Here is a 25,794-nt window from a genome sequence, read left to right as displayed (position 1 = left end):
CTTGCCGGCGAAGGGGCCCGTGAGAGCGCCTTCGCCGGCAAGCCGGCTCCTACAGTTCGTCTCATCGAGACGTCGATAGCGCAGCGTCCCCAGGTATCGCACCGCCCGAATCAACATATCGTTATTCGCTAACGGTATTTAAATTCGCTTTCTTATATCTATAAAGTTGACTCCCTGCGTACCTGCCGACCAATCGGCGCGCCGCACGAAATGAACCCACACGGGATCTCCGTGAGTTTCTGATCGACGCGCGCGCCCTGGGCGCGCCTGCGCGGGAGTTTTCAGTCATGTCTGCATCAGCCAGTGCCGCGCCCATCGCCGCACAAGCCTTCGAAATCCGTCCCTTCAGTGGCGCCGTGGGTGCCGAGATCATCGGCCTGGACCTGTCCCGGCCAGTCAACGATCGGGACTTCGCCCGCATCCACCGCGCCCATCTGGATCACCATGTGCTGGTGTTCCGCGACCAGCGCATCAGCCCGGAACAGCAGATCGCCTTCAGCCGCCGTTTCGGCGTGCTGCAGATCCATGTGCTCAAGCAGTTCCTGCTGGCCGGGCACCCGGAAATCCTCATCGTTTCCAACATCATCGAGAACGGCCAGTCCATCGGCCTGGGTGACGCCGGCAAGTTCTGGCACTCGGATCTGTCCTACAAGGAACTGCCCAGCCTGGGTTCGATGCTGCACGCCCAGGAGTTGCCGGCTGAAGGTGGCGACACCTTGTTCGCCGACATGCACAAAGCCTGGGACAACCTGCCCGAGGCCTTGCGCAAGGCGGTGGAGGGCCGCAGCGCTGCGCACTCGTATACGGCCCGCTACAGCGAGACCAAGTTCGAGGGCAACTGGCGCCCGACCCTGACCCCGGAACAACTGGCCCAGGTCGCCGAGGTGGTGCACCCCATTGTTCGCACCCACCCGGAAAACGGTCGCAAGGCGCTGTTTGTCAGCGAGGGCTTCACCACCCGCATCGTTGGCCTGCCGGAAGACGAAAGCGCCCAATTGCTGGCCGAGTTGTACGCCCACAGCGTGCTGCCGGAAAACATCTATCGCCATCAATGGCAGCCCCACGACCTGGTGTTCTGGGACAACCGCTCGCTGATCCACCTGGCCGCCGGTTGCCCGAGCCATCTGCGCCGCAAGCTGTATCGCACCACCATCCAGGGCGACGCCCCTTACTGATCGCCAGGCACGGCAGGAGAATCATCATGTCCTTATCCATTCCCTTCATTCCCCGCCTCGGCAAACTGGCCACGGCCATCGGCCTGGGTTTCAGTCTGCTGGCCGGCAGCCTGGTGGCCCCGACGGCGGCCCATGCCGAAGGCGAAATTCGCATCGCCGAACAGTTCGGCATCGTCTATTTGCTGCTCAACGTGGTGCGCGATCAGAACCTGATTGAAAAGCACGGCAAGCAAGAGGGCATCGACATCAAGGTCGACTGGACCCAGCTGTCCGGCGGCGCAGCGGTCAACGACGCGTTGCTCTCCGGCTCCATCGACATTGCCGGGGCCGGCGTCGGCCCGCTGTTGACCATCTGGGACCGCACCCATGGTCGGCAGAACGTCAAGGCCGTGGCGTCCCTGGGCAACTTCCCCTACTACCTGGTGAGCAACAATCCCAAGGTCAAGACCATCGCCGACTTCACCGAGAAGGACCGCATCGCGGTGCCGGCGGTGGGCGTCTCGGTGCAGTCGCGCTTCCTGCAATACGCTGCGGCCAAGCAATGGGGCGACCAGGAGTTCAATCGCCTGGATAAGTACACCATCGCCGTGCCTCACCCGGACGCCACCGCCGCGCTGATTGCCGGCGGCACCGAGCTGACCGGGCACTTCTCCAACCCGCCGTTCCAGGATCAGGCCCTGGAGAACCCCAACGTGCATGTGGTGCTCAATACCTACGACCTGCTGGGCCCGAACTCGCCAACGGTGCTGTTCGCCACCGAGAAATTCCGCAACGACAACCCGAAAACCTACAAGGCCTTCGTCGAAGCCCTGGCTGAAGCTGCCGAGTTCGCCCAGAACGACAAAGGCGCGGCCGCCGACACTTACATCCGCGTGACCAAGGCCAAGATCGACCGCGCCGCGCTGCTGAAGATCATCGACAACCCGCAGTTCGAATTCAGCGTGACGCCGAAAAACACCTACCCGCTGGCGGAGTTCCTGTACCGGGTTGGCGCCATCAAGAACAAGCCGCAATCGTGGAAGGACTACTTCTTCCAGGACGCCAAACCGCTGCAAGGGAGCTGATTGCCATGAACGCTCCCTTGCCAGGCCACACGGCCAGCAACCCCACCGCCGAAGCGCTGTTGGCGGTGGATCAAGTCAGCCTGGAATACCGCACCCCGCAGCGCGTGGTACGGGCCACCCACCAGGTGAGTTTCGAGGTTGATCCGGCCGATCGTTTTGTCCTGCTGGGGCCTTCGGGCTGCGGCAAGTCGACCCTGCTCAAGGCGGTGGCCGGGTTCATCCAGCCTTGCGAGGGCGAGATTCGCCTGCAGGGTCGGCGAGTCAGTCAGCCTGGGCCGGATCGCATCGTGGTGTTCCAGGAGTTCGACCAGCTGCCGCCCTGGAAAACCGTGAAGCAGAACGTGATGTTTCCGCTGCTGGCGTCGAAAGCCCTCGGCCGTCGCGAAGCCGAAGAGCGCGCCCTGCACTACCTGTCCAAGGTCGGCCTGGCGGCTTTCGCCGATGCCTATCCGCACACCCTGTCCGGTGGCATGAAGGCCCGGGTGGCGATTGCCCGCGCCCTGGCCATGCAGCCGAAGATCCTGCTGATGGACGAGCCCTTCGCGGCCCTCGACGCCCTGACCCGGCGCAAGATGCAGGAGGAGTTGCTGCTGCTCTGGGAGGAGGTGCGCTTCACCTTGCTGTTCGTTACCCACTCCATTGAAGAGGCGCTGGTGGTGGGCAATCGCATCCTCCTGCTGTCGCCGCATCCGGGGCGGGTGCGGGCGCAAGTCCACAGCCACCAGTACGACCTGCAAAGCCTTGGCGGCGTGGCTTTCCAGCAGACGGCACAGCGTATTCATCGCTTGCTGTTCGATGAAGGCCAGGGGCCTGAAACCGCAACCGAGCTGGATTTCGCCGATATCCGTATCGCCTATTGAGCCGTCAGGCTGACGTTGAACGAGGAACGCCCGATGAGCCAGTCATCCCCTGTGCGCGAAGAATACGAAGTAGTCCTGCAACCCTTGCTGCAAGTCCCGCTGGAACGAGAGCTGCCCTTGGGCCAGCGACTCTGGCAGCAGGGCTGGCTGCGCAAGGGCCTGATCCTGATCCTCCTGGCGCTGCTGTGGGAAGCCGTGGCCCGCTACCAGAACAATGACCTGTTGCTGCCCAGCTTTGTGCAAACCGCCGGCGCCCTGTACCAGGGCCTGATCAGTGGTGAACTGCTGGGCAAGGTGGGCATTTCCCTGGTGGTGCTGCTCAAGGGCTACCTGATCGGTATTGTCCTGGCGTTCGCCCTGACCACCCTGGCGGTCTCGACCCAGTTCGGCCGTGACCTGCTGAGCACCCTGACCTCGATGTTCAACCCGCTGCCGGCCATTGCCCTGTTGCCCCTGGCGCTGCTGTGGTTCGGCTTGGGACAGAACAGCCTGATTTTCGTGCTGGTGCATTCGGTGCTCTGGGCCTTGGCCCTGAATACCTACGCCGGGTTTCTCGGGGTTTGCGAAACCCTGCGCATGGCCGGGCGCAACTATGGCCTCAAGGGCCTGCGCCTGGTGCTGTTCATCCTGATCCCGGCGGCGCTGCCGTCGATTCTCGCCGGGCTGAAGATCGGCTGGGCCTTCGCCTGGCGCACCCTGATCGCTGCTGAATTGGTGTTCGGCGCCACCAGCGGCAAGGGCGGCCTGGGCTGGTACATCTTCCAGAACCGCAACGAGCTGTACACCGACAAGGTGTTTGCCGGCTTGGCCGTGGTGATCCTCATCGGCCTGTTGGTGGAGAATCTGATCTTCGACACCTTGGAGCGCGTCACGGTGAAACGTTGGGGCATGCAGCGCTGAACTGCCCCCCACCGGACTCACCCCCAACCGTAGGAGCTGGCTTGCCAGCGAAGGCGTCCTCCAGGTTTGCATCCGACTCGGGGGCCTGTTCGCCGGCAAGCCGGCTCCTACGGATAGTGAGGGGCCGGGCAAGGATTGATCTGCCTCATTTTCCGCGGCGCCAAGCCTGCTAGCATTGCGCCTGGATCATCCCTGACCAGTCATGAGTGCTCACTATGCAACTCCCGGATATGAACCTTCTGGTCGCCCTCGATGCCCTGCTGGACGAGGGCAGTGTGGTCGGCGCCGCGCGGCGCATGAACCTCAGCCCGGCGGCCATGAGCCGTACCCTGACGCGGATTCGCGAAGCCCTGGGTGACCCGGTGCTGGTGCGGGCCGGGCGTGGCCTGGTGCCCACCCCCAAGGCTCTGGAGCTGCGTAGCCAGGTGCGTGATCTGGTGGAGCAGGCCGCGCTGTTGTTCCGTTCGGCGGATCAGGTGGACCTGCTGTCGTTGCGACGGCGCTTCAATGTGCGCGCCAACGATTTTTTCGTCGGTGTCTATGGCGGTCGCCTCATCGACACCCTGGAGCGTCAGGCGCCGTTGTGCGAGCTGCGCTTTGTGCCGGAAGGCGATGGCGATGACGAGGCCCTGCGGGAGGGGCGGATCGACCTGCGGATCAGCAACACCCGGCCCCTGACCCCGGAAGTGAAGGTGCAGAACCTGTTCACTACCGCCTTTGTCGGCCTGGTGCGCGAAGACCATCCACTGTTGGACGAGGACATCACCGCCGAGCGTTTTGCCGCGTTTCCCCATATCAGCATGTCTCGCCGGGGCATCGCCCGTGGACCTATCGATGCGGCGCTGGCGGAGCAGGGCCTGGAGCGCCGGGTGCCGCTGATTGCCCCGAGCTTTCACGCCGCCATGTTCATGCTGCCGGATTCGGACCTGATCCTGCCGGTGCCCCAGGAAACACTGCTCAGCGTTTCGCGCCTGGGCCTGCGCCTGCGCTCCTTCGTCCTGCCGATTTCCCTGCCGACCCTGGTCCTGACCCAGGCCTGGCACCCGCGCTACGACAAGGACCCGGCGCACAAATGGTTTCGCGAAACCCTGCGTAGCTCCTGCCAGGCCACCTGGCAAGAAGCCCAGCCGGCCTCTTCGTAGGAGCCGGCTTGCCGGCGAATGCAGTCTTGAGGGCCTCTTCGCTGGCGAGCCAGCTCCTACGGTGCATCTGCAATCTGCGTCGCCCGTGTAGGAGCCGGCTTGCCGGCGAATGCGATCTTGAGGGCCTCTTCGCTGGCAAGCCAGCTCCTACGGTGCATTTGCAATCTGCGTCGCCCGTGTAGGAGCCGGCTTGCCGGCGAATGCGGTCTTGAGGGCCTCTTCGCTGGCGAACCAGCTCCTACGATTAACAGGGGATGATCGTTGCATTTGGTGCACTTATAAACTGTCGATAAGTCAGTTTTCGTCAGCACTGGCTGTTCATAAACTGCTCTGGTTTTCTTGTCTGGAGCAGTATTTCCATGAGTTCCCTCGCTGTCGCTGCGCCTGCTTCGGTTGAAGCCGCCAGCAAGCCGGCAGCCATTGCACCACCGATCTTCGGGCCGCGAATCATCATCGGTCTGGTCGGTGTGTTGTTGGCGGTGCTGGTCTCCGGTCTCAACGAGATGGTGACCAAGATCGCCCTGGCGGATATCCGCGGTGCGTTGTTCATCGGATTCGACGAAGGCACCTGGCTGGTGGCGTGCTACACCGCCACCTCGGTGGCGGCCATGGCCTTCGCGCCCTGGTGTTCGGTGACCTTTTCCCTGCGGCGTTTCACCCTGTGTGCCATTGGCCTGTTCACCCTGTTGGGGGTGCTGTGCCCCTTCGCCCCGAACTACCAGAGCCTGTTGCTGCTGCGCACGCTGCAAGGCCTGGCCGGAGGCGCGCTGCCGCCGATGCTGATGACCGTGGCCCTGCGGTTCCTGCCGGCCAACGTCAAGCTCTACGGCTTGGCCGGCTATGCCCTGACCGCCACCTTCGGCCCCAGCCTGGGCACCCCCCTGGCGGCACTGTGGACCGAATATGTGGGCTGGCGCTGGGCCTTCTGGCAGGTGGTGGCGCCCTGTCTGCTGGCCATGGCGGCGGTGGCTTACGGCCTGCCCCAGGACCCGTTGCGTCTGGAGCGTTTCAAGCAGTTCAACTGGCGCGGGCTGCTATTGGGCTTTCCGGCGATCTGCATGCTGGTGATCGGCATCCTCCAGGGCAATCGCCTGGACTGGTTCGAGTCGCCGCTGATCAGTGTGCTGCTGGTCGGCGGGCTGGTGTTGCTGGTGCTGTTCATGATCAACGAATGGTCGCAGCCGATTCCCTTCTTCAAGCTGCAGATGCTCGGCATCCGCAACCTGTCCTTCGCCCTGTTGACCCTGGCCGGGGTGCTGGTGGTACTGACCGCGGTGATCATCATCCCGTCGGCCTACCTGACTCAGGTCCAGGGCTATCGTCCGTTGCAGACCGCCCCGGTGATGCTGGTGATGGCCTTGCCGCAACTGCTTGCCCTGCCGCTGGTGGCGGCCCTGTGCAACCTGCGCTGGGTCGACTGCCGCTGGGTGCTGGGGATCGGCCTGGGCATGCTGGTGCTGTCTTGCCTGGGGGGCACGCACCTGACCTCGGCCTGGATTCGTGACGATTTCTATGGGCTGCAACTGCTGCAGATCTTCGGCCAGCCAATGGCGGTGCTGCCGTTGCTGATGCTCTCCACCGGCAGCATCACTCCAGTGGAAGGGCCCTTCGCTTCGGCCTGGTTCAACACCGTGAAAGGTCTGGCGGCGGTGATCGCCACCGGGGTGCTGGATGTGCTCACCACCCACCGTTTGCATTTCCACTCGACGATGCTGGTGGACAGCCTGGGCAATTCGCCCCTGGTGGACGACCGGGTGGCCGGGCTGGCTCAGCGCCTGCACCAGCAAGCCGTGGTGCTGACTTCCGCCGATCTCTATTTCTGCATGGCAGGGGTGGCCGCTGCGCTGATCCTGCTGATTTTCTGGCTGCCGACGCGGATCTATCCACCGCGGGCGCCCACTTGAACGAGAAGGTTTTTATGACGATCCAGAGCAAAGACAAAATCGCCGTCGCTGTGGTGGCGGTAGCTGCCCTTGGCGTGCTGGCTTATCTGGTGGCGCCGGGTCTGTTCGGCCGCTCCAGCGAGCAGAGCACCAACGACGCCTTCATCGCCGCCGACTACACCCTGGTGGCGCCGCGCGTGGCCGGTTTTATCAAGGAAGTGCTGGTGGAGGACAACCAGCAGGTCAAGGCCGGGCAGCTGCTGGCGCTGATCGATGACCGTGACCTGCGGGCCGCGGCCCAGGCGGCGGATGCCGAAACCCTGGTGGCCCAGGCTCAGTTGCAGAACGCCCGGGCCACCCTGGACCGGCAGAGTTCGGTGATTGCCCAGGCCCAGGCGGCACTGGGGGCGGCCCGGGCCGAAATGGCCTTTGCCGAGCACGAACTCAATCGCTACAACCACCTGGCAGGGGTCGGCGCCGGCACCGTGCAGAACGCCCAGCAGGCCAAGACCCGCATCGACCAGGCCAGCGCCCGGCTGGCCACGGCCACTGCGGCCCTGGCAGCGGAGCGCAAGCAGGTGGAGATCCTCACTGCCCAGCGCGACGCGGCCGAAGGCGGTCTGAAACGGGCCCAGGCCGCACTGGAAATGGCCAGCTACGAGCTGTCCTACACGCGCATCGTCGCCCCGGTGGACGGCATGGTCGGCGAGCGTGCGGTACGGGTCGGCGCCTATGTGACTCCCGGCAGTAAGATCCTCGCCGTGGTGCCCCTGCAGCAGGCCTATGTGCTGGCCAACTTCCAGGAAACCCAGCTCACCGCCATGCACGCCGGGCAGACGGTCGAGGTGCGGGTCGACAGCCTGGGCGGCGAGACCCTGCATGGCCGCGTCGAGAGTCTGGCCCCGGCCACCGGCGTGACCTTCGCGGCGGTGAAACCGGACAACGCCACCGGCAACTTCACCAAGGTGGTACAGCGCATTCCGGTGAAGATCCTCCTGGACCCCAACCAGCCCATGGCCGAGCGCCTGCGGGTCGGCATGTCGGTGGAAGCCAGCGTGGACACCCACAGCTCCACCACGAGTGCCCGCGAGGTGACCCAGCGATGAGTATCGAGCGGCACATCCAAGAGAGTTCGTTGCCAAGGCGCCTGTCGTGTCGCCCTTCATTGCTGGTGCTGAGCCTGCTGGCGCTGGGCGCCTGCAGCGTCGGCCCGGATTTCCAGCGGCCCCAGGCGACCCAGGTCCAGGCCTGGTCGACACCTGCACAGGCCGCCGCCAGCCAGGCGGTGGACAGTGCCATGCAGGAGCGCTGGTGGGAGGTGTTCAACGACCCGCAGCTGTCCGCCCTGAGCCGCCGAGCCCTGACCGACAACCTCGACCTGCAACTGGCCAGTAGCCGTTTGCAGCAAAGCCGCGCGGCGCGCCAGGTGATCACCGCCGAGCGCTACCCGAGCACCTCGGCCAATGGCGGCTACGGGCGCAAGCGCAACAGCGCCGAAGGTTTGAACGACCCGTCGGGGAACAACGGCAAGTCCGCCTTCAATCTCTGGGAAGCGGGTTTTTCCGCCGCCTGGGAGCTGGATCTCTGGGGCCGGGTCCGGCGTGAAACCGAAGCCGCCGACGCCACCCTGGAAGTGGCGGAGAACGATCGGCGTGGCGTGCTGTTGTCGGTGCTGGCGGAAACCGCCCAGGACTATATCCAACTGCGTGGCGTGCAGAGCACCCGGGCGGTCACCGAGCAGAACCTCGACGTCGCTCGTCACAGTCTGAAACTCTCGCAATTGCGTCTGGCCGATGGCGTGGCCACTGACCTGGATGTGGCCGAAGCGGCGGCCCAGGTCGCCACCATCGAGGCACAACTGCCGGAGCTGCAACAGCGTCAGGCGCAGTTGATCAATGCCCTGAGTCTGCTGCTGGGCGAACCGCCCCAGGCCCTGCACCGAGAGTTGGCCAGTGACGCGCCGGTGCCCCAACCTCCGAGCCAAGTGGCCATTGGTTTGCCGTCGCAGCTGGCCGAACGCCGCCCCGATATCCGCCAGGCCGAGGCACGGCTGCATGCGGCGACGGCCAGCATCGGCGTGGCCAAGGGGGACTTCTATCCGCGCATTACCTTGTCCGGCAATTTCGGTTCCCAAGCCCTGCAATTGGCAGATTTTGGTTCCTGGAGCTCCCGCCAGTTCGGCATCGGCCCGCAGTTCAGCCTGCCGCTGTTCGACGGTGGTCGTTTGCGCGGCATGCTCCAGTTGCGCGAGGCCCAGCAGCAGGAAGCGGCCCTGGCCTATCAGCAGACCGTGCTGCGGGCCTGGCACGAAATCGACGACCAGTTGACCCGCTACAACGCCAGCCAGTTGCGCCGCGACAGCCTGGCCGAAGCGGTGCGGCAAAATCAGATCGCCTTGCGCACCGCGCAACAGCAATACGTCGAAGGGGTGGTGGATTTCGTCAACGTCCTGACCGTGCAGGGCGCCTTGCTGGCCACCCAGGAGCAACTGGTGGAAAGCTCGGCCGGGGTGTCCCTGTCCATGGTCGGTTTGTACAAGGCGCTGGGGGGAGGCTGGGAGTCGGTGTATCCGCTGCACGCCGCCAGTCAGGGGCACTGAAAGCCTTTTTGCCTGGATTGAGAAAAAAGTGTAATGATAATTGCTCTCAATCATGTGTGCAGTTTCATTCATGGAAGCAACCACTGACGGTAACGCCCAGCTCCATCGCCTGTATCGAGATCATCATGGCTGGCTGCAGAGCTGGTTGCGCAAGCGCCTGGGCGATCGCGAGCATGCGGCGGACGTGGCGCAGGACACTTTCCTGCGCCTGTTGCTGTCGGGGCGCTTTCCCGGGCACCAGGAAAGCCGCAGTTACCTGGCGCAGATCGCGCGCAATCTGGTGATCGACCAGTGGCGCCGGTTGCGCATCGAGCGCGCCTACCTGGAAAGCATTGCCCACCTGCCGGAACCCCAGACGCCCTCCCTGGAAAGCCGCGCACTGATCCTCGAAACCCTGATGCAGATCGACGCCATGCTCGATCGCATGCCGGACAAGGTGCGCCAGGCCTTTGTCATGTCGCAGTTCGAAGGGCTGGGTTATGCCCAGATTGCCGAGCGCCTGGAGGTTTCCGTCAGTTCGGTGCAGAAGTACATGATCCGTGCGATCCAGGCTTGCTATCAGGTGCTTTACGAAGAATGAAGGTTCATCAGGCACCCATTGCTCCCGCCATCGTCGAGCAGGCCAGTGAATGGCTGATGCTGCATTGGGGCGGGGAGCTCGATGCGCAGCAGCGCGAGGCGTTCGTGGCCTGGCAGCAGGCCGATTCCGAACACCGCCGGGCCTGGCAGCGCTTGCAGCAACTGCAGCAGACCCTGGGCGGGGTGCCGGAGCACAGTGCCCATGTGCTGCTGGCCCAGGCCCCGGACCCGCAACGACGTGCCGCGCTGAAACTGTTGGGCTTGCTGTTGGTGGCCGGGGGCAGCGGTTATCTGGTCCAGGACAGCCAGCCTTGGCGGGCGGCCTTTGCCGGGCAGCGTACGGCCACCGGAGAAATTCGCCACCTGACCCTGAGCGATGGCAGTCGCCTGGACCTCAACAGCGCCAGCGCCGTCGACCTGCTGTTCAGTGCCAGTGAGCGGCGCATCCGCCTGATCCAGGGCGAGATCCTGCTCACCAGCGGGCATGATTCCTCGCGGCCGCTGATCGTCGAAACCGCCGCCGGAGATATCCAGGCCCTGGGCACGCGCTTTGCCGTGCGCGAGCTGGAGGGCGGCACCCGGGTCGATCTCTACGAAGGTGCGCTGCGGGTCAGTCCCCGGCATGCCCAGGCTGTGCAACTCAATGCCGGCGAGCGTCTGTGGTTCAGCGCCGGGCGGGTTTCGGCGCGGCAAGTGGCTGAAGTCAATGCCAGCAGTTGGAGCCAGGGCCGGTTGATTGCCGAACGCCAGCCCCTGGGGCAGTTCGTCACCGAACTGGCGCGCTATCGCCCGGGGCTGTTGCGTTGCGACGAGCAGGTGGCCGGCCTGTTGCTCACCGGAGTCTTCCCCCTGGCGGACAGCGATGCGGTACTCGCGGCCCTGGAACGTTCGCTGCCGGTGCGAGCGCACGCGGTGACCCGCTACTGGGTGACCCTCAAGCCGCGGAGCTGATGGTAAAAAAAATTTCTGCGCGATTGTCGATTCTGCCGAGCTGTCCGGGATACCCCATGAAAGCCGATCAAGACGCATTCTCATGGGGAGTTCAGGAATGCCTTACCAGACCACAGCATCCATTTTGACCCTGGGCACCGCTGCCCGCCGCCGCGCCTTTGTCGCGCTGCTGGCCATGGCCCCGGTGTTGCCGGGCATGGCCCAGGCCGACAGTGGCAGCCAGAGCCAGGCGCGGGACTACCAGATTGCCGCCGGCAATCTCGATCAGGTCCTGAATCGTTTCGCCAGTGCCGCGGGGATTCTCCTGTCGGTGGATGCGAGCATGACGGCCGGCAAGCACAGTGCCGGCCTGCATGGGCGTTACGAGGTTGCACAGGGCCTGCAGACGTTGCTGGCCGGCAGTGGTTTGCAGGCGGTGCAAACCGGTGCCAGCTGGGGCCTGCAACCCTTGGCCGAGAACGGCGCGCTGCAACTGACGCCGACCCGGATCGGCGCCACGCAGATGACCGAGGATGCCTGGGGCGCGGTGCCGGGAATCGTCGCCAAGCGTAGCGCCACCGGGAGCAAGACCGACTCGGCGCTGGTGGAGATTCCGCAGACCATCAACGTGATCGGCGCCAAGGAGATCAAGGCGCGCGGCGCTCATAGCGTGACCGAAGCGCTGCTCTACACCCCGGGCATGACCGGCGGTGGCTTTTCCGACCGGGTGAAGATTTTCGACGAACCCACCTCCCGCGGTTTTTCCCCAACGCCGATGTACCTCGATGGCCTGCACTTGCCCTATGGCGGCGGCAGTACCGGCGGTGCCCTGCAGATCGAGCCCTATGCCCTGGAGCGCATCGAAGTGCTCAAGGGCCCGGCTTCGGTGCTCTACGGGCAGAACCAGCCGGGCGGCATCGTCAACATGGTCAGCAAGCGGCCCACCGAAACTCCCTTGCATCAGCTGGTGCTGGAAGCCGGCAGCTATGACCACAAGAGCATCGCCCTGGACCTGGGTGGCCCGCTGGATGAGCAGGGGCAGTTCCTCTATCGCCTGACCGGGCTGGCCAACGACAGCCAGGACGCCGTCGATTACGTCCAGCGTCAGCGCCAGTTCATCGCCCCGAGCCTGACCTGGCGGCCCGATGACGACACCCAGCTGACGCTGTTCGCCCAGTACCAGAAGGACAATGACGTACCCGAGGCCCAGGGCCTGCCCAGCGTGGGCACGGTGTTCGCCAACCCCAATGGCAAGATCGACCGCGACCTGTTTCTCGGCGAGCCCGGGGTCAATGCCTACGACCGCGACCAGTTCGTCCTCGGCTACGAGTTCTCCCATCGCCTGAACGATGTCTGGACCCTGAAGCAGAACGCCCGCTACGCCGACGTCGATGACCGCTACCGTGCGCCGCTGCACGGCTACAAGTTCGTCACCAATCCCAAGACCGGCCTCAACGACCAGCGCTACATGACCCGCTACGGGGTGGACTGGAAGCAGCACAACAAGGTTTACGGCGTGGATAGCATCGCCCAGGCCGAGTTCGACACCGGGCCCTTCAGCCACACCTTGGTGATGGGGCTGGACTACTACCACTCCAACTCCAAGTTTCACGGCAAGTACGACTACAACCCGCCGATCCTCGACATGTTCACCCCCACTTACGGCCAGTCGCTGAATTTCGGCAATCCTTACCAGTGGGACAACACCATCATCCAGACCGGCCTGTATGTGCAGGACCAGATCAAGTACGAGAAGTGGGTGCTGGTGCTGGGCGGTCGCAACGACTGGGCGGAAACCGATAACAAGACGCCGCTCAATGGTGGCCATACCAATGCCAAGAGCCAGTCCTTCACCGGGCGCGGCGGGCTGGTGTACCTGTTCGACAACGGGCTGGCGCCCTTTGTCAGCTATTCGGAATCCTTCCTGCCGTTGAGTGGCACCAGTCGCCAGGGCGGCGCTTTCGAGCCGTCCAGCGGCAAGCAGTACGAAGTGGGGGTGAAATACCAACCGCCGGGCCAGGAGAGCTTCGTCCAGGTATCGGCCTACCAGCTGGACCAGGAAAACATCCTGACCTCCGACCTGGCCAACCCCGGGTTCAGCGTCCAGAGTGGCGCAGTGCGCTCCCGTGGGATCGAGCTTGAAGCCAAGGCCAGCCTCAGCGAATCGCTGGACGTGATTGCCTCGGCGTCGCGCAACGACATCAAGTACACCAAGGACAACGACGGGCGCGAAGGGCGTCATCCGGCAGGGATGCCGCCGTTGACCGCCTCGCTGTGGCTCAACTACACGATCCTTGGCGACACACCGCTGGCGGGTCTGGGCGCAGGCGTCGGCACCCGCTACGTCAAGGGCAGCTATGGCACCGATTACGATGGCGCCTTCCAGATCCCCTCCTACACCGTGTACGACGCCAGCCTGAGCTACGACCTGGAGAAATCGCCGCTGCAGTGGAAGGGCGTGAAGTTGGCACTGAACGTGAAGAACCTCACCGACAAGACCTACGTCGCCAATTGCACCAGCATCTGGGACTGCTACTACGGTGAGGGGCGGACCATGGTGTCGAGTTTGACCTATGACTGGTAAGGGGCCATCAGGCTGATGGGCTGGACCGTTGTGCGCTTTGGGTTTTTGCAGGCGTTGGCTTGCCAGCGAAGGCGTCCGCCAGACCGCCTTGCTCTCAAGGATTCTGCAAAAACACCACATAGCCCCTGAACCAGGGGCTATCGCGCAGCGCCTGGGGCTCCTGCCAGTCACCGCCCTGGATCAGGCCGACCTTGTAGGGCAGGCCCATGCGGTCCAGACGCGGCAGGTAGGCTGCGTAGTTGGGAATGCTATGGCGGCCCTGGTAGGTCTGCACCACCACTTCATCCACTATGCCCTTGAGCTGGCCGATGGCTTGCGGGTCGGCGTTGCTGCCCCAGTCCATCAGGCCGGTGATGCTCAGGCGGTAGTGCGCCGGCAGGCGCTGGCGCAGGTCGCGCAGGAAACTCACGTAGCGTTCGAGGTCGCGGGTGCTGCTGTCGAAATCGATCTGGATGCCCATCACCGCGGTGCCCGTGGCATGCCAGCGGTGCACCTGGCCAAGCAACTGGCGATACAGCGACTCCGGCCAGGCCAGGGTGTGGGCGCGGTAGACCACCCAGACCTGCTCCTGGGGCAGCTGCGACACCGGCAGACCCTGGGCAATGAGCTCGACACCGCGCCCGGGATGGCGCCGCGAGCGACTGATCTGCCCCTGGAGGATGTACAGGGTCTTGGCCCGGGCCAGCACGGGCTGGGCCTTGACCCCGCTCCACAGCCAGAAGGCGTCGTATTGCGCCGCGTCTACGCTGGCGCCTGCCGGGGCTGCCCAGTACAGGCACAGTGACAGCAGGCAGCCGGCCAGGCGTTTTGGATTCACCAGTAGTAACGCAGCGATTGGCCCCATTGGGTGTCCCCCAACTGGCCCTTGAGCTGGCGGAACCAGGCCTTGCGCACGGCCGGTTCGACGCCGGCACCGCCACAACGGTTGTTGCCGGAGGAGGCGTAGCAGTAGATCGCCCGGTACAGGGCATAGGCGCGTTCGTCACGGCTGGCCTTGGGGTTGTTGATCACCACCTGATAACCATCGAGTCGCGAGAAGGGCTTGCCTGGGAAGTTGTCCTGGGTGCCGCCCAGGGATTGGGCATTGGGTGGCGTATCCAGGGGCATCTGGTCGAAATTGTTCAGGCGCATGAATTCCCCGAGGCAGAGCAAGCCGGCCGGGTTTTTCGGGTCCTGTTGCAGGGCTGCGGCGCTGTCTTTGATGCTCGGGCAGGCGTAACTGCTCTCTTCGCCGCTGTCAGGCTTGCCGTACCACTGGAATACCGCCAGTGAGGGGCCATAGTCGAAGAGGTAGCCCAGGCCGCGGCTGAGGGTTTCTTCGGGCAGGGGGCTGGGTTGTTGCTTGAAGTCTTCGCCAAAGGCCGCGTACTGGCCGCGGGTCAGGTCCTTGTACAGCAGCACAAACCAGGCGGTGTTGCGCTCGGTGGCGGAGTCGGCCTGCTGGGCCTGCTGGCGCAGCAGCTTGGGCGAGGCCACCTGACGCAGGAGAATGTCGCGGACCTGGGTGGTCTTGATCGGTGAATCGGCGGCAAACACTTTGGCCAGTTGGCCGCTGCGCTCGTAGTTGAAGGCCAGGGCCAGTTCCAGCTGTTCCCGTTGCAGGGGCTGCTTGGCCAGGGGCAGCAGTTGCAGCCACAGCGCCTCGGCGCCTTTCCAGTCCTGTTGGGCCTGCAGGGCCAGGCCGCGCAGGGTCTGCTGGCTGAAACTCAGGTAGTCCAGTTGCGCCGGCAGCTGGCTGGGCAGTTGCTTGAGTGCGGCGGCCGGTTGCTGCTCCACATACAGGCTGAAGGCTGCCTGCAGATAGTCGAACAATGCCGGTTGCTCTTCGAACAGGGCTTCCTGCTGTTGCAGGGCTTCCCGGGTCAATGCCGGAGGCGTCCCAGCGCGCATGCGCATCAGGTCCCTGACCGCCAGCAGCAGCGGGGCCTGGAAGTTGTCGCCGGGAATGCTCAGCAGTTTGTAGTCGACTTCTTCCACCACGTCTTCCAGGCGCATGTTGCGTGGCGTACCCGGAGCCTGGGTCAATTGCTGGGCATAGTCGTCGGCCAACGCCTGGACATCGCCCGCCAGCCAGTGCACGCGTCGGATCAGGCCCTTGGCGGACACGGCGTAACGTCCCTGTGGATAAGTTTTCAGGTAGTCCTCGAAACCGCTTCCAGCCTGTTGCAGGACGGTTTTGTCCACATGCTCCAGGCTGACCATGCTCCATTCATCGAAGGCGTTCTGTTGGGCCAGGTTGAGCGTGGTGCGCGGGCCCATGTAGGCCGCAGTTTCAGCCAGCCAGGGCTGGGGATTGTCCTTGAGGGCGGCAAAACCGTTGCCGGCTTCGCTGAAACGGCCGCTATAGAAGTCGGCGGCAGCCTGCAGGTAGCGGGCGAACGCCTTGGCCTCTGCCGAGTTCAGGTTGCCTGGCAGCAGCCTGCTCATTTCGCTGGCGTTCCAGTCGCAGCTGGCCAGCAGTTGCACCCGGGCCTCGGCCAGGGCCTGGCGCTCCTCGTCGCTGAGTTGCGTCTTGTTGAGCTGTTCGACAAACGCCAGGGCGCTGGCGTCCGAGTTGCTGCGACAGCGGCTGCCCTCGCCGGACAAAAAAGCGTCGCCGGCGCTGTCCTTGCTATCGCGCCTCAGGCCCAGGGCCTGCAATTGGTTGTCGAGCTGCTCGGTGGCGGGTGCCGGAGTGGCCTTGGACTCGCTACTGGTATCGGGATCTGCCGGACGCAGGCGATAGGCCGGGAAGGGCACGGGGCCGAAACCCAGGCCCAGGTCATCCTGGGTCAAGGCCCGGGGAGTCAAAGGCAGACTGCCCTGGTCGGCCAGCAGCAGGCGCAGGTTGACCCGGCTGTCGTTGCCCGGGCTGAGAAAGGGCAGGTTGCTGCAGGCGTCCAGCTGGTTGGAGTAGAGCTTCCAGCTCGGGAAGCACATGTCATCGGAGCTGGCCTGGGCCGGGGCGGCAAACAAGGTGCCCAAGGCCAGGGTCAATGATGGAAGAAGACCGATACGCATGAATTGTCCTTAATTCGCAAAGCCGCGAGGGAGCACCTTGAAGATGGGCGAATCATACAGAAGGCGCTGGAGGCGCACCTATGCCGTCGGCGAAGATTCCGACGTTTTGCAACGGCTGTCGGGCGTGTCTGGCCTTTGCGGTTTTCCAGGCAAAAGAAGATGCTGTGTCGGTCATTGCTGCCACGTCATGCGGGTGAGGGGAGCGGGGAATGGAGTTTCGCAAAGCGCCGGATCTGGTCGGGCGTTTGTCGCAGCAGGCGGTGGTGCAGCAGGGCGCAGGGCTGCAGCGGCTGGCTCGTCGGGTGCTGGAGTATGGGTTGCTGCCGATCTTGCTGCTGGCCGCCGGCGTCCGCTTCTATGACCTGACGGCGGCTGCCATCTGGGGCGACGAAGGCTCCAGTCTGTTGCTCAGCCAGTATTCCCTGGCGAAGATCTGGTGGCATGCGGCCCGCGATGTCCACCCGCCGCTGTATTTCATGCTGCTGCATGGCTGGATCGAACTGTTCGGCGACGGCATTTTGTCGGTGCGGATGTTCAGCGCCGTGCCGGGGATTGTCACGGTGGGGTTGGGCGTCTGGCTGGTGGCGCTGCTGGCAAGTCGACGAGCGGCGATTCTTGCCGGGGTGCTCCTGGCGTTGCTGCCCACCGCCGTGCGCTACAGCCAGGAAGTGCGCATGTATGCCCTGCTGGGCATGTTGCTGCTGGGGGCGACCCTGGCCCTGGCGTACTGGGTGCGCCAGCCACAGCGCCGGCGCTACTTGCTGATCTACAGCCTGTTGCTGGCGCTGGCGTTCTACACCCATTACTTCACGGCGCTATGTGTTCTGGCCCATTGGCTGTACCTGGCGTTATCGGGAGCCCGGGCCGAGGACGGTCGGCGTTTGCTCGGCCGGCCGGTCTGGTGGCTGGCCAATGCCTGCGTCGTGGTGCTGTATCTGCCCTGGGTTCCCGAGCTGCTGGAGCTGCTGCGGCACCTGGACGAGTTGAAGGCCGGTGGCGATGTCGGTTGGGAGCCTGCGGTGACCTGGTCGTCCCTGCCGGCGATGATCTGGCAGTTGTTGCTCCAGGACGAAGGCGACAGCCTGCCCTGGCCGCTGTTCGTGGGGTTGCCGCTGCTGATGCTGCTGGTCTGCCTGGTGCCCGTGTGGCGTGACCACTCGCGGACCAGGCTGGGTGGGCTGCTGACGAGCTTTACCCTGTTGCCGCTGTTGCTGGTGTTTGCGGTGTCGTTCATTTCCCCGGTGTTCATTGAACGCTACCTGACCGCCTATGCCCTGGGCCTGCCGTTGATGGTGGCGATGGTCATCGACCGCTGGCTGCGAACGGCACGACTGCTGGCCCTGGCCCTGTTGCTGGTCTTCGTGGGGATCGAGGCCCAGGGGCTGCGAAACAACACCGATGTCGACGTCAACGACCAGATCAGCGTGATGGTGGACTACGTCAACACCCACTACGCCCCGGGCGACCGCATCGTCATCAGCGACATGCTCTGGTACTTGAGCTACGTCTACTACAACCGCACCGATGCCCAGCCGTTGCTGTATACGCCGCCGTTGCCGCAGGGCGCCTCCAGCAGGCCGAACGCCTATGGTTTCGGCACCCTGATCGACCAACCGGATGAGGTCTACCTGGATCAACTGGGCTCGTTGCCGGTGGGCAGCGGTCGGGTCTGGCTGGTGGGAACCGACGATCAATCCGAGGAATTCGCGCCTTTGCCGGCCGGCTGGCATCAACTCACCGAGTTCGCCGCAGGCAGCACCCGAGCCCGGCTGTTTGTCATGTGCGCCTCTGTGGCAATGCCTTGCCGCGCACCGTGAACGGACTGAATGCCGTTCGGAAGTTGCGCGGTGCGGCAAGCGTGGCCCGACCTAGACTCATCTGAGGGAGCAACAGGACGTCAACCTGCCGCCTCGAACCGGTTTCGGGGCACCGAGGTGCATCATGCGTATGGCAAGAACCGTGCAACGCAGCCTGGAGCAGGCGCATTGCGAATTTGATCTGGTGACTCACCCTCACTCGGCCAGCAGCCTGGAGACCGCACGCGTGGCGGGGGTTCCCGCGGAACGGGTGGCCAAATCGGTGATTCTCGACGATCACCACGGCCACTACCTGATGGCGGTATTGCCCGCCAGCCGTCATCTGGATTTGAGCAAGGTCCGCGGCAGCGGTGAATGGCAGATCACCCGGGAAAGCACCCTGGCCCATCTGTTCAATGACTGCGAACGCGGCGCGGTGCCGGCGCTTGGCGAATCCTACGGCCTGGATGTCGTCATCGACCCTTGGCTGACCCGGCAGAAGGACATCTATCTGGAGGCCGGCAATCACCACAACCTGGTGCACATGAGCATGGCTCAGTACCTGAAAATGGTGCCCCACGCCCAGGTTTGCGAAGTTTCTCACTGATCAGGAGTCAGACCATGGAATCACCGACCCACAATCTACCGGCGCTGTTCAAGCAGCTGGGGCTGGCCGATGACCCGGTGAGCATCGATCGATTCATCGCTACCCATTCCCCGCTGAAACCGGAGTTGCACCTGGCGGACGCGTTCTTCTGGAGCAAGAGCCAGGCCGATTTCCTGCGCGATGAACTGCTCGACGATGCCGATTGGGCGGAGGTGGTGGATCAGTTGGATGTGCTGTTGCGCAGGGGGCGAGGGGGCTAGCTCGGCGGTGGCCATTGGCGAGAAGAGATCCAATGTGTGGATTGAGGATCAGATGTTCGACGCATTCGCTAAAGCGCCTGTCCATCTCAACGGCTGCCCTTGGATTGAGGGCGTACAGCTAATCCCAGATGTCCGTGCGGTTCTTTACGGCTTCCGGAACCCAGGCGATGTTCATTCGAGCCTCGATGCTCGGGCGCGCCTGGCAGCGAACTCGGCTTCTATTTCTTCATGGCTGTGCCCGTGCTGAGCCTCTAAAGAGGCTCGGGCGAGCTGAACTTTCTGCTGCAAAAAAGCTTCGTACTCCCGGGATTCGTGCTGCTTCTGGACGAAATCGCGCATCATTTCGCGAATGATCTGCGAGGCCGGACGGTGACAGGCTTGTGCTTGCGCCATGAACTGATCCCGCAGTTCAGTTTCGAGTTTCATGGTAAAGACGGCGTGCTTGGGCATGAGCGTTCTCCGCAAAAAGTCATGAAAAAGCACAAACCTTTTCAGTATCCGTTCTGGCTGGAAGCGGATCAGCAGGACGCTTGGCCTGGGTAATTGTTACAAAACTTGACTGGATTTATCCGTGGATGCCATATTGATAGTTAGCAAACTAACAGTGTGCAAACAGTCTTGTGTCCAACTCCCTTGAATCACTCCACATGAATATCAGCAGTGGCATGGTGGTCGCGTCCCGGCATTGGCGGCGGATCTGCCAGACCACCCTGGTCAACTTTGGAATCTCCGAAGCCTGCGCGGTGCCCCTGTTGATGATCGGGCGCCTGGGCGAGGGCGTGCGTCAGGTCACGGTGGCCCAGGCCGCGGGGATGGAAAGCCCATCCCTGGTGCGTTTGCTGGATCAACTGTGCAGCGCCGGCTATGTGTGCCGCAGTGAAGACCCCCACGACCGCCGGGCCAAGTGCCTGAGCCTGACCGACAGCGGCCGCGAGCTGGTGCAAGCCGTGGAGAGCGAGTTGGTGCGCCTGCGTCATGAAGTGCTGGAAGGCATCAGCAGCGCCGACCTGGAAGCGGCGCTGCGGGTGATTCGCGCCTTCGAGTCCGCCAGTCATGTGCCGGTGCTGCCATCTTGAAAGGCTTCTTTACCGGCATGCCCCCCGCGCGGGACTGGTTTTACGGCGTACGCACCTTCGCCGCGTCGATGATCGCCCTGTACATCGCCATGCTGATGCAGATGCCCCGTCCCTATTGGGCGATGGCCACGGTGTACATCGTCTCCAGCCCCTACGTCGGCCCCACCAGTTCCAAGGCCCTGTACCGGGCGATCGGCACCTTTCTCGGCGCGGCGGCTGCGGTGCTGCTGGTGCCGATGTTCGTGCAGAGCCCCTACCTGCTGGTGGTGATCATCGCCCTGTGGACCGGGATCCTGCTGTTCCTGTCCATGCACCTGCGCACCGCCAACAACTACGCCCTGATGCTGGCCGGCTACACCTTGCCGCTGATCGCCCTGCCGGTGGTGGACAACCCCCTTGGGGTCTGGGACGTGGCCGAGGCGCGGACCGAGGAAATTTTCCTCGGCATCATCTGCGCCGCGGTGATCGGCAGCATGTTCTGGCCTCGGCGGCTGGCCCCGGTGTTCGTCGATTCGGCCGCCAAGTGGTTTGCCGATGCCGCGATCTACAGCCAGCGCTTCCTGACCCGCAGCGTCCAGCCCGAGGAAGTCAGCGCGCTGCGCGCGTCCATGGTGGGCACCTTCAACACCCTGGAACTGATGATCGGCCAGTTGCCCCACGAAGGTGCCCGGCCGCAGACCGTGCGCAACACCAAGGAGCTGCGCGGGCGGATGATCAACCTGCTGCCGGTGGTGGATGCCCTGGACGATGCCCTGTATGCCCTGGAACGGCGTACCCCGGAGCTGGTGGCGCAGTTCGCCCCTTTGCTGGCCAAGGCCGATGAATGGCTGCAAGGCACCGCCCGGGATGCTTCGGTGGAGCGCTGGCAGGCCCTGCGCGATGAACTCGAAGCCTTGCAGCCAAGCCCCGAAGCCCTGGATGACCGGCGCCAGCTGCTGCTGTCCAACGCTCTGTATCGCCTCGGCGAGTGGATCGACCTGTGGCAGGACTGCCGCAGCCTGCAGCACGCCATCCAGAGCGAGAGCCAGGCCCCCTGGCGCGCGGTGTACCGGCATTGGCGGCTGGGCCGGCTGACGCCGTTTCTCGACCGCGGGCTGATGCTGTATTCGGCGGGCTCGACGGTGCTCGCGATCATTGTCGCCTCGGTGCTGTGGATTCTCCTGGGCTGGACCGACGGCGGCAGCGCGGTGATTCTGGCGGCGGTGGCCTGCAGCTTCTTTGCCTCCATGGACGACCCGGCCCCGCAGATCTACCGGTTCTTTTTCTGGACTGCGATGTCGGTGCTGTTCGCCAGCCTCTACCTGTTCCTGATCCTGCCCAACCTGCATGACTTCCCGATGCTGGTGCTGGCCTTTGCCGTGCCCTTCATTTGCGTCGGCACCCTGACGGTACAGCCGCGGTTCTACCTGGGCATGCTCCTGACCATCGTCAACACCTCGTCCTTCATCAGCATCCAGGGCGCCTACGACGCGGACTTCCTGAGCTTCGCCAACTCCAACCTGGCCGGGCCCATGGGTCTGCTGTTCGCCTTTGTCTGGACCCTGATCGCCCGGCCGTTCGGCTCCGAGCTGGCGGCCAAGCGCCTGACCCGTTTCAGCTGGCGCGACATCGTCAGCCTCAGCGAACCGGCGACCCTGGCTGAACACCGGCACATGGGCGCCCAGATGCTCGACCGCCTGATGCAGCATCTGCCGCGCCTGGCCATGACCGGCCAGGACACCGGCGTGGCCCTGCGGGAATTGCGCGTGGCACTCAACGTGCTGGACCTGCAGGCCTACGCGCCGCGGGTGCAGGGTGTGGCCAGGCCCCTGCTGCGGCAGGTGGTGGCCGAGGTCGGCGAATACTTCAAGGCCTGCCTCAAGGCCGGCGAACGCCTACCCGCTCCCAGTGCGTTGCTGATGACCCTGGACCGCACCCGGCGAGCGCTCAACAGCCAGGGCCTGCAAGGCGACGACGAAACCCGCCTGCACCTGCTGCATGCCCTCAGTGGCTTGCGCCTGGCGCTGCTGCCAGGGGTGGAATTCGTCGCCACCGGCGAGCTTGAAGAACCCCTTCCCCATGGCATCGATGGAGCGCCCCTATGATCGGTGATCTGGATATCAGCGGGGTGTTCCTGCCCACGCTGCTGGTGCTGATGGGTATCACCTATTGCTTGTACCTGCTGGTGCACGGGGTGCTGACGCGCTTGCACTTTTATCGTCTGGTCTGGCACCGGGCGCTGTTCAACGTGGGTCTCTACGCTCTGCTACTGGGCGCCGTGGACTCTCTCAGTCGATACCTGATGACATGAAAAAACCTTTATTGACCATTGGCCGTGTGGTCCTGACGTTACTGGTGGTGACCTTCGCGGTCGTGGTGGTCTGGCGCATGGTGATGTACTACATGTTCGCGCCCTGGACCCGGGACGGGCACATCCGCGCCGATATCGTGCAGATCGCCCCGGACGTGTCCGGGCTGATCCAGCAGGTGCAGGTGCGTGACAACCAGCTGGTGCAGCGCGGCCAGGTGTTGTTCAGCATCGACCAGGATCGTTTCAAGCTGGCCCTGCGCCAGGCCAAGGCCGCCCTGGCCGATCGTCAGGAAACCCTGGCCCAGGCCCAGCGCGAGGCCAAGCGCAACCGTGGCCTGGGCAACCTGGTGCCGCGTGAGCAGCTTGAAGAAAGCCAGTCCCGCGAGGCTCGTGCCCAGTCGGCCCTGGCCGAGGCCCAGGTGGCAGTGGACAGTGCCCAGCTCAACCTCGACCGTTCGGTGGTGCGCAGCCCGGTGGACGGCTACGTCAACGACCGCGCACCGCGTACCCAGGAGTTCGTCACCGCCGGGCGCCCGGTGCTGTCGGTGGTGGACAGCAACTCCTTCCACATCGACGGCTATTTCGAAGAAACCAAGCTCGATGGCATCCATGTCGGCCAGGCCGTGGATATCCGCGTGGTCGGTGACCGCGCGCGGCTGCGCGGGCATGTGGAAAGCATCGTCGCCGGGATCGAGGACCGTGACCGCAGCAGCGGCTCCAACCTGCTGCCCAACGTCAACCCGGCCTTCAGCTGGGTGCGCCTGGCGCAACGGATTCCGGTGCGCATCGCCTTCGACGATGTGCCGGCGGACTTTCGCATGATCGCCGGGCGCACCGCCACGGTGTCGATCCTCGACGACCAGGCCAAGCAGGAGCCCGGCCAATGAACAACGGCGCGCGTTTGGCCCTGGCCGGGCTCGGCCTGCTGCTCTCGGCCTGCCAGATGGTCGGGCCGGATTACCAGGTGCCCGGGGATGCTGCGGTGCAGCGCAAGGATTTGCAGGGCCAGTTGAGCGCCAAGGGCGCCAACGTGGTGTCGGCGCCGGTACCCGCCGACTGGTGGCGCCTGTACCAGGACCCGCGCCTGGACCAGTTGGTGCAGCAGGCACTGGCCTCCAACACCGATTTGCGGGTGGCCGCGGCCAACCTGGCCCGGGCCCGGGCTCAGGTGGATGAGGCCCAGGCCGCCGGTGGCTGGAGCGGTGGGGTCAAGGCCGGGGTCGAGCGTCTGCAGGAGTCCGGCGAAGCCTTCCTGCTGCCGGAAAAAGTGCCGGTGGCCAACGTCGGCAACCTGTCCATCAGCACCTCCTATCAGTTCGACCTGTTTGGCACCTTGCAACGGGGCATTGAGGCAGCCAAGGCCAATGCCGATGCCACCCAGGCGGCGGCAGACACGGCGCGTATCACCTTGGTGGCAGACGTGGTACGCGCCTATACCCAGGTCTGCGCGGCCAACGAAGAGCGGGAAATCGCCGAGCACTCCCTGAGCCTGCAAGCCCAGAGCACCGAGTTGACCCAGCGCCTGCGCGATGCCGGGCGCGGCGACGAAACCCAGGTCACCCGCTCCCAGACCCAATTCAAGTCCCTGCGCGCCGAACTGCCGCGCTATGAGGCGGCGCGCCAGTCGGGGCTGTTCCGCCTGTCGATGCTGCTGGCCAAGCCGCTGGAGCAATTGCCCGCCGGCACCGGCAGTTGCGCCCAGTTGCCCCATATCGCCCAACTGCTGCCGGTGGGCGATGGTGCGGCGCTGCTCAAGCGTCGTCCCGATGTACGCCAGGCCGAGCGCCGGCTGGCCGCCGCCACCGCAGAAATCGGCGTCGCCACCGGGGCCCTTTATCCCGATATCAGCATCGGCGCCACCGTTGGCACCGTGGGCATTCTCGACAACCTCGGCAAGCCCTCCACCAACCGCTGGGGTTTCGGTCCGCTGATCAGCTGGACCGTGCCGGCCAACGGCGCCCGTGAACGCATTCATGAGGCCGAAGCGGCGAGCCAGGGTGCCCTGGCCCATTTCGACGGGGTCGTGCTCAACGCCATTCGTGAAACCCAGACCGGCCTGGCCCAGTACAGCGCCCAGTTGCAACGCCGTGATGCCTTGGCGGATGCCGAGCAGTCGGCGCAACTGGCGGCGGACCAGACTCACCGTTTCTTCCAGGCCGGACGCGCGTCCTTCCTCGCCGATCTGCAAGCCACCCGTACCTACACCGATATGCGCGCGCAGCTGGCGGCGGCCAATACTCAGGTGGCAATGAGTCAGATCGATCTGTTCCTGGCCCTGGGCGGCGGTTGGGAAAGCGGACGAACGCAAGGCTCGCAAGCCGCGAAACCCTGAGGCCGTTGCTATGCTTTGATCAGTTGGAACAGTCCTGCGTGCAACGGGCTTTCCAGCCGATCAAAGCATGTGATGGTCATGGGGATTCCAATAATGAAAAACCCTTATGCTCCGGGCTTCTGGTGTGCGCTCTGTGCACTGGTGCTGCTGTCTGCCACCTACTTCTACGGCATCATGCTGGCCCACCAGATCGACAAGGCCATGGTGTTCCTCGACAGCGCCAGCGCGCTGATCGCGGTGATGGCCATCGGCGTGGTGGCCTGGGCCTCGTTGCAGAGTCAGAAAATCAAGAAAAGACAGCTCGAACAGAGCAAGACCCTGGTGATCATCTGGGACACCAAGGTGGCTCTGCGCCGGGTTGAGACCGTGTTCGACCGTTACTTCTGGGGCAGCTACTGGCAGCCGGGGCGGACCTTCGCCGAAGTCATGGGCGAACTCACCGGCACTCCTCTGGAAAAGAGCCTGGAAGCCCTGAAAAAGCAGTGCATCCTGCTGGACAAACAGGCCGATGACGGGCGCCATTGGCTGAACAATGCCCGGGAACTGTCGGATGTCGCCACCGCCATGGCGCGGGAGCGTTACCAGCTGGATTTCTGTGATCCCCGTGGCGAATCCCGTGGCAACAGCCCGGTGATCGACCGGGATTTCGAAGTGCTGGTCTACACCTGGAGCGCCCGTCTCAAGAGCTTCGACCATCAGCTCGATGCCCTGGAAATC

23 protein-coding genes are annotated in these 25,794 nt (G+C 64.3%); 20 read left to right on the top strand and 3 right to left on the bottom strand.

Translation table 11 applies throughout. The annotated features are described in order from the left end of the window. The first annotated feature begins 287 nt into the window (after nt 1-287). The 11 genes from BLX41_RS14450 (at nt 288) to BLX41_RS14400 (ending at nt 13,716) form a co-directional block, all read left to right on the top strand. Nucleotides 288-1,175, top strand: a complete 888-nt coding sequence (locus BLX41_RS14450) for a TauD/TfdA dioxygenase family protein (RefSeq protein WP_123725437.1) — start codon at nt 288-290, stop codon at nt 1,173-1,175. A 26-nt stretch (nt 1,176-1,201) separates the two neighbouring features. Next, a complete protein-coding gene (locus BLX41_RS14445) occupies nt 1,202-2,239 on the top strand; it encodes an ABC transporter substrate-binding protein (protein ID WP_123725436.1) in 1,038 nt (345 codons plus the stop codon). Between the two features lie 5 nt (nt 2,240-2,244). Then, a complete protein-coding gene (locus BLX41_RS14440; protein WP_123725435.1) occupies nt 2,245-3,099 on the top strand; it encodes an ABC transporter ATP-binding protein in 855 nt (284 codons plus the stop codon). A 33-nt stretch (nt 3,100-3,132) separates the two neighbouring features. After that, nucleotides 3,133-3,999: an ABC transporter permease gene (locus BLX41_RS14435; RefSeq protein ID WP_123725434.1), complete on the top strand. Its 867-nt coding sequence runs from the start codon at nt 3,133-3,135 to the stop codon at nt 3,997-3,999. Between the two features lie 215 nt (nt 4,000-4,214). After that, a complete protein-coding gene (locus BLX41_RS14430; protein WP_123725433.1) occupies nt 4,215-5,141 on the top strand; it encodes a LysR family transcriptional regulator in 927 nt (308 codons plus the stop codon). Between the two features lie 359 nt (nt 5,142-5,500). After that, the gene (locus BLX41_RS14425) at nt 5,501-7,045 is read left to right on the top strand and encodes an MFS transporter (RefSeq protein WP_123725432.1); all 1,545 of its coding nucleotides are present in this window, start codon (nt 5,501-5,503) and stop codon (nt 7,043-7,045) included. Nucleotides 7,046-7,059: 14 nt separating this feature from the next. Beyond that, the gene (locus BLX41_RS14420; RefSeq protein WP_123725431.1) at nt 7,060-8,130 is read left to right on the top strand and encodes an HlyD family secretion protein; all 1,071 of its coding nucleotides are present in this window, start codon (nt 7,060-7,062) and stop codon (nt 8,128-8,130) included. Next, nucleotides 8,127-9,623: an efflux transporter outer membrane subunit gene (locus tag BLX41_RS14415; protein WP_123725430.1), complete on the top strand. Its 1,497-nt coding sequence runs from the start codon at nt 8,127-8,129 to the stop codon at nt 9,621-9,623. Before BLX41_RS14420 ends, BLX41_RS14415 begins: the two co-directional genes overlap by 4 nt. A 70-nt stretch (nt 9,624-9,693) precedes the next feature. Continuing rightward, nucleotides 9,694-10,203, top strand: a complete 510-nt coding sequence (locus BLX41_RS14410) for a sigma-70 family RNA polymerase sigma factor (RefSeq protein WP_102882666.1) — start codon at nt 9,694-9,696, stop codon at nt 10,201-10,203. After that, nucleotides 10,200-11,153 (top strand): FecR domain-containing protein, encoded by a 954-nt coding sequence (locus BLX41_RS14405; RefSeq protein ID WP_123725429.1) that lies wholly within the window; start codon nt 10,200-10,202, stop codon nt 11,151-11,153. The genes BLX41_RS14410 and BLX41_RS14405 overlap by 4 nt, the downstream gene beginning before the upstream one ends. Before the next feature lie 97 nt (nt 11,154-11,250). Beyond that, nucleotides 11,251-13,716, top strand: coding sequence for a TonB-dependent siderophore receptor (locus tag BLX41_RS14400; RefSeq protein ID WP_123725428.1), 2,466 nt, complete (start codon nt 11,251-11,253; stop codon nt 13,714-13,716). 94 nt (nt 13,717-13,810) lie between these two features. On the opposite strand, the gene BLX41_RS14395 is transcribed toward BLX41_RS14400, so the two are convergent. Together BLX41_RS14395 and BLX41_RS14390 are read right to left on the bottom strand one after the other, a co-directional pair. Further along, nucleotides 13,811-14,560 (bottom strand): DUF3142 domain-containing protein, encoded by a 750-nt coding sequence (locus BLX41_RS14395; RefSeq protein ID WP_123725427.1) that lies wholly within the window; start codon nt 14,558-14,560, stop codon nt 13,811-13,813. Further along, a complete protein-coding gene (locus BLX41_RS14390) occupies nt 14,530-16,716 on the bottom strand; it encodes a PA5441 family protein (RefSeq protein ID WP_123725426.1) in 2,187 nt (728 codons plus the stop codon). The genes BLX41_RS14395 and BLX41_RS14390 overlap by 31 nt, the downstream gene beginning before the upstream one ends. A gap of 209 nt (nt 16,717-16,925) precedes the next feature. Here BLX41_RS14390 and BLX41_RS14385 point away from each other — a divergent pair, with 209 nt between their 5' ends. The 3 genes from BLX41_RS14385 (at nt 16,926) to BLX41_RS14375 (ending at nt 19,379) form a co-directional block, all read left to right on the top strand. Next, nucleotides 16,926-18,533 carry a glycosyltransferase family 39 protein gene (locus tag BLX41_RS14385; RefSeq protein ID WP_123725425.1) on the top strand — a complete coding sequence of 536 codons (1,608 nt, stop codon included), beginning with the start codon at nt 16,926-16,928 and terminating at the stop codon, nt 18,531-18,533. Nucleotides 18,534-18,657: 124 nt separating this feature from the next. Continuing rightward, nucleotides 18,658-19,119 (top strand): aminoacyl-tRNA deacylase, encoded by a 462-nt coding sequence (locus tag BLX41_RS14380; RefSeq protein ID WP_123725424.1) that lies wholly within the window; start codon nt 18,658-18,660, stop codon nt 19,117-19,119. Between the two features lie 14 nt (nt 19,120-19,133). Then, nucleotides 19,134-19,379 (top strand): DUF2789 domain-containing protein, encoded by a 246-nt coding sequence (locus tag BLX41_RS14375; protein WP_123725423.1) that lies wholly within the window; start codon nt 19,134-19,136, stop codon nt 19,377-19,379. Nucleotides 19,380-19,550: 171 nt separating this feature from the next. Here the strand turns inward: BLX41_RS14375 and BLX41_RS14370 are convergent, their stop codons facing one another. Further along, nucleotides 19,551-19,829, bottom strand: a complete 279-nt coding sequence (locus BLX41_RS14370) for an antitoxin of toxin-antitoxin stability system (protein ID WP_123725422.1) — start codon at nt 19,827-19,829, stop codon at nt 19,551-19,553. Between the two features lie 197 nt (nt 19,830-20,026). Here BLX41_RS14370 and BLX41_RS14365 point away from each other — a divergent pair, with 197 nt between their 5' ends. From BLX41_RS14365 to BLX41_RS14340, 6 genes are all read left to right on the top strand, one after another. After that, on the top strand, nt 20,027-20,455 hold the full coding sequence (locus BLX41_RS14365) for a MarR family winged helix-turn-helix transcriptional regulator (RefSeq protein WP_123725421.1): 429 nt from the start codon (nt 20,027-20,029) through the stop codon (nt 20,453-20,455). Then, a complete protein-coding gene (locus tag BLX41_RS14360) occupies nt 20,452-22,539 on the top strand; it encodes an FUSC family protein (RefSeq protein ID WP_123725420.1) in 2,088 nt (695 codons plus the stop codon). The genes BLX41_RS14365 and BLX41_RS14360 overlap by 4 nt, the downstream gene beginning before the upstream one ends. Beyond that, entirely contained in the window at nt 22,536-22,745 is a 210-nt protein-coding gene (locus BLX41_RS14355; protein WP_123725419.1) for a DUF1656 domain-containing protein, read from the top strand. The genes BLX41_RS14360 and BLX41_RS14355 overlap by 4 nt, the downstream gene beginning before the upstream one ends. Beyond that, the gene (locus BLX41_RS14350; RefSeq protein ID WP_123725418.1) at nt 22,742-23,632 is read left to right on the top strand and encodes an efflux RND transporter periplasmic adaptor subunit; all 891 of its coding nucleotides are present in this window, start codon (nt 22,742-22,744) and stop codon (nt 23,630-23,632) included. The genes BLX41_RS14355 and BLX41_RS14350 overlap by 4 nt, the downstream gene beginning before the upstream one ends. Continuing rightward, complete coding sequence (locus tag BLX41_RS14345; RefSeq protein WP_123725417.1) at nt 23,629-25,077, top strand: efflux transporter outer membrane subunit; 1,449 nt, start codon at nt 23,629-23,631, stop codon at nt 25,075-25,077. Before BLX41_RS14350 ends, BLX41_RS14345 begins: the two co-directional genes overlap by 4 nt. A 93-nt stretch (nt 25,078-25,170) precedes the next feature. Further along, nucleotides 25,171-25,794: NADH:ubiquinone oxidoreductase subunit N (locus BLX41_RS14340; RefSeq protein ID WP_123725444.1), on the top strand; the 624-nt coding region annotated here is incomplete at its 3' end.

Source organism: Pseudomonas protegens, assembly GCF_003732485.1.
GTDB lineage: Bacteria > Pseudomonadota > Gammaproteobacteria > Pseudomonadales > Pseudomonadaceae > Aquipseudomonas > Aquipseudomonas protegens_B.
The sequence above is the reverse complement of the archived record's forward strand: the minus strand, read 5'-3'. Positions and strand labels throughout refer to the sequence as shown.

What these genes read in the sequence shown, in the direction of transcription:
- BLX41_RS14365 (WP_123725421.1), top strand. Translation starts at nt 20,027, where the DNA reads ATGAATATCAGCAGTGGCATGGTGGTCGCGTCCCGGCATTGGCGGCGG.
- BLX41_RS14355 (WP_123725419.1), top strand. Translation starts at nt 22,536, where the DNA reads ATGATCGGTGATCTGGATATCAGCGGGGTGTTCCTGCCCACGCTGCTG.
- BLX41_RS14400 (WP_123725428.1), top strand. Translation starts at nt 11,251, where the DNA reads ATGCCTTACCAGACCACAGCATCCATTTTGACCCTGGGCACCGCTGCC.
- BLX41_RS14425 (WP_123725432.1), top strand. Translation starts at nt 5,501, where the DNA reads ATGAGTTCCCTCGCTGTCGCTGCGCCTGCTTCGGTTGAAGCCGCCAGC.
- BLX41_RS14390 (WP_123725426.1), bottom strand. Translation starts at nt 16,716, where the DNA reads ATGCGTATCGGTCTTCTTCCATCATTGACCCTGGCCTTGGGCACCTTG.
- BLX41_RS14410 (WP_102882666.1), top strand. Translation starts at nt 9,694, where the DNA reads ATGGAAGCAACCACTGACGGTAACGCCCAGCTCCATCGCCTGTATCGA.
- BLX41_RS14380 (WP_123725424.1), top strand. Translation starts at nt 18,658, where the DNA reads ATGCGTATGGCAAGAACCGTGCAACGCAGCCTGGAGCAGGCGCATTGC.
- BLX41_RS14440 (WP_123725435.1), top strand. Translation starts at nt 2,245, where the DNA reads ATGAACGCTCCCTTGCCAGGCCACACGGCCAGCAACCCCACCGCCGAA.
- BLX41_RS14405 (WP_123725429.1), top strand. Translation starts at nt 10,200, where the DNA reads ATGAAGGTTCATCAGGCACCCATTGCTCCCGCCATCGTCGAGCAGGCC.
- BLX41_RS14375 (WP_123725423.1), top strand. Translation starts at nt 19,134, where the DNA reads ATGGAATCACCGACCCACAATCTACCGGCGCTGTTCAAGCAGCTGGGG.
- BLX41_RS14435 (WP_123725434.1), top strand. Translation starts at nt 3,133, where the DNA reads ATGAGCCAGTCATCCCCTGTGCGCGAAGAATACGAAGTAGTCCTGCAA.
- BLX41_RS14395 (WP_123725427.1), bottom strand. Translation starts at nt 14,560, where the DNA reads ATGGGGCCAATCGCTGCGTTACTACTGGTGAATCCAAAACGCCTGGCC.
- BLX41_RS14445 (WP_123725436.1), top strand. Translation starts at nt 1,202, where the DNA reads ATGTCCTTATCCATTCCCTTCATTCCCCGCCTCGGCAAACTGGCCACG.
- BLX41_RS14430 (WP_123725433.1), top strand. Translation starts at nt 4,215, where the DNA reads ATGCAACTCCCGGATATGAACCTTCTGGTCGCCCTCGATGCCCTGCTG.
- BLX41_RS14370 (WP_123725422.1), bottom strand. Translation starts at nt 19,829, where the DNA reads ATGCCCAAGCACGCCGTCTTTACCATGAAACTCGAAACTGAACTGCGG.
- BLX41_RS14415 (WP_123725430.1), top strand. Translation starts at nt 8,127, where the DNA reads ATGAGTATCGAGCGGCACATCCAAGAGAGTTCGTTGCCAAGGCGCCTG.
- BLX41_RS14345 (WP_123725417.1), top strand. Translation starts at nt 23,629, where the DNA reads ATGAACAACGGCGCGCGTTTGGCCCTGGCCGGGCTCGGCCTGCTGCTC.
- BLX41_RS14420 (WP_123725431.1), top strand. Translation starts at nt 7,060, where the DNA reads ATGACGATCCAGAGCAAAGACAAAATCGCCGTCGCTGTGGTGGCGGTA.
- BLX41_RS14350 (WP_123725418.1), top strand. Translation starts at nt 22,742, where the DNA reads ATGAAAAAACCTTTATTGACCATTGGCCGTGTGGTCCTGACGTTACTG.
- BLX41_RS14450 (WP_123725437.1), top strand. Translation starts at nt 288, where the DNA reads ATGTCTGCATCAGCCAGTGCCGCGCCCATCGCCGCACAAGCCTTCGAA.
- BLX41_RS14385 (WP_123725425.1), top strand. Translation starts at nt 16,926, where the DNA reads ATGGAGTTTCGCAAAGCGCCGGATCTGGTCGGGCGTTTGTCGCAGCAG.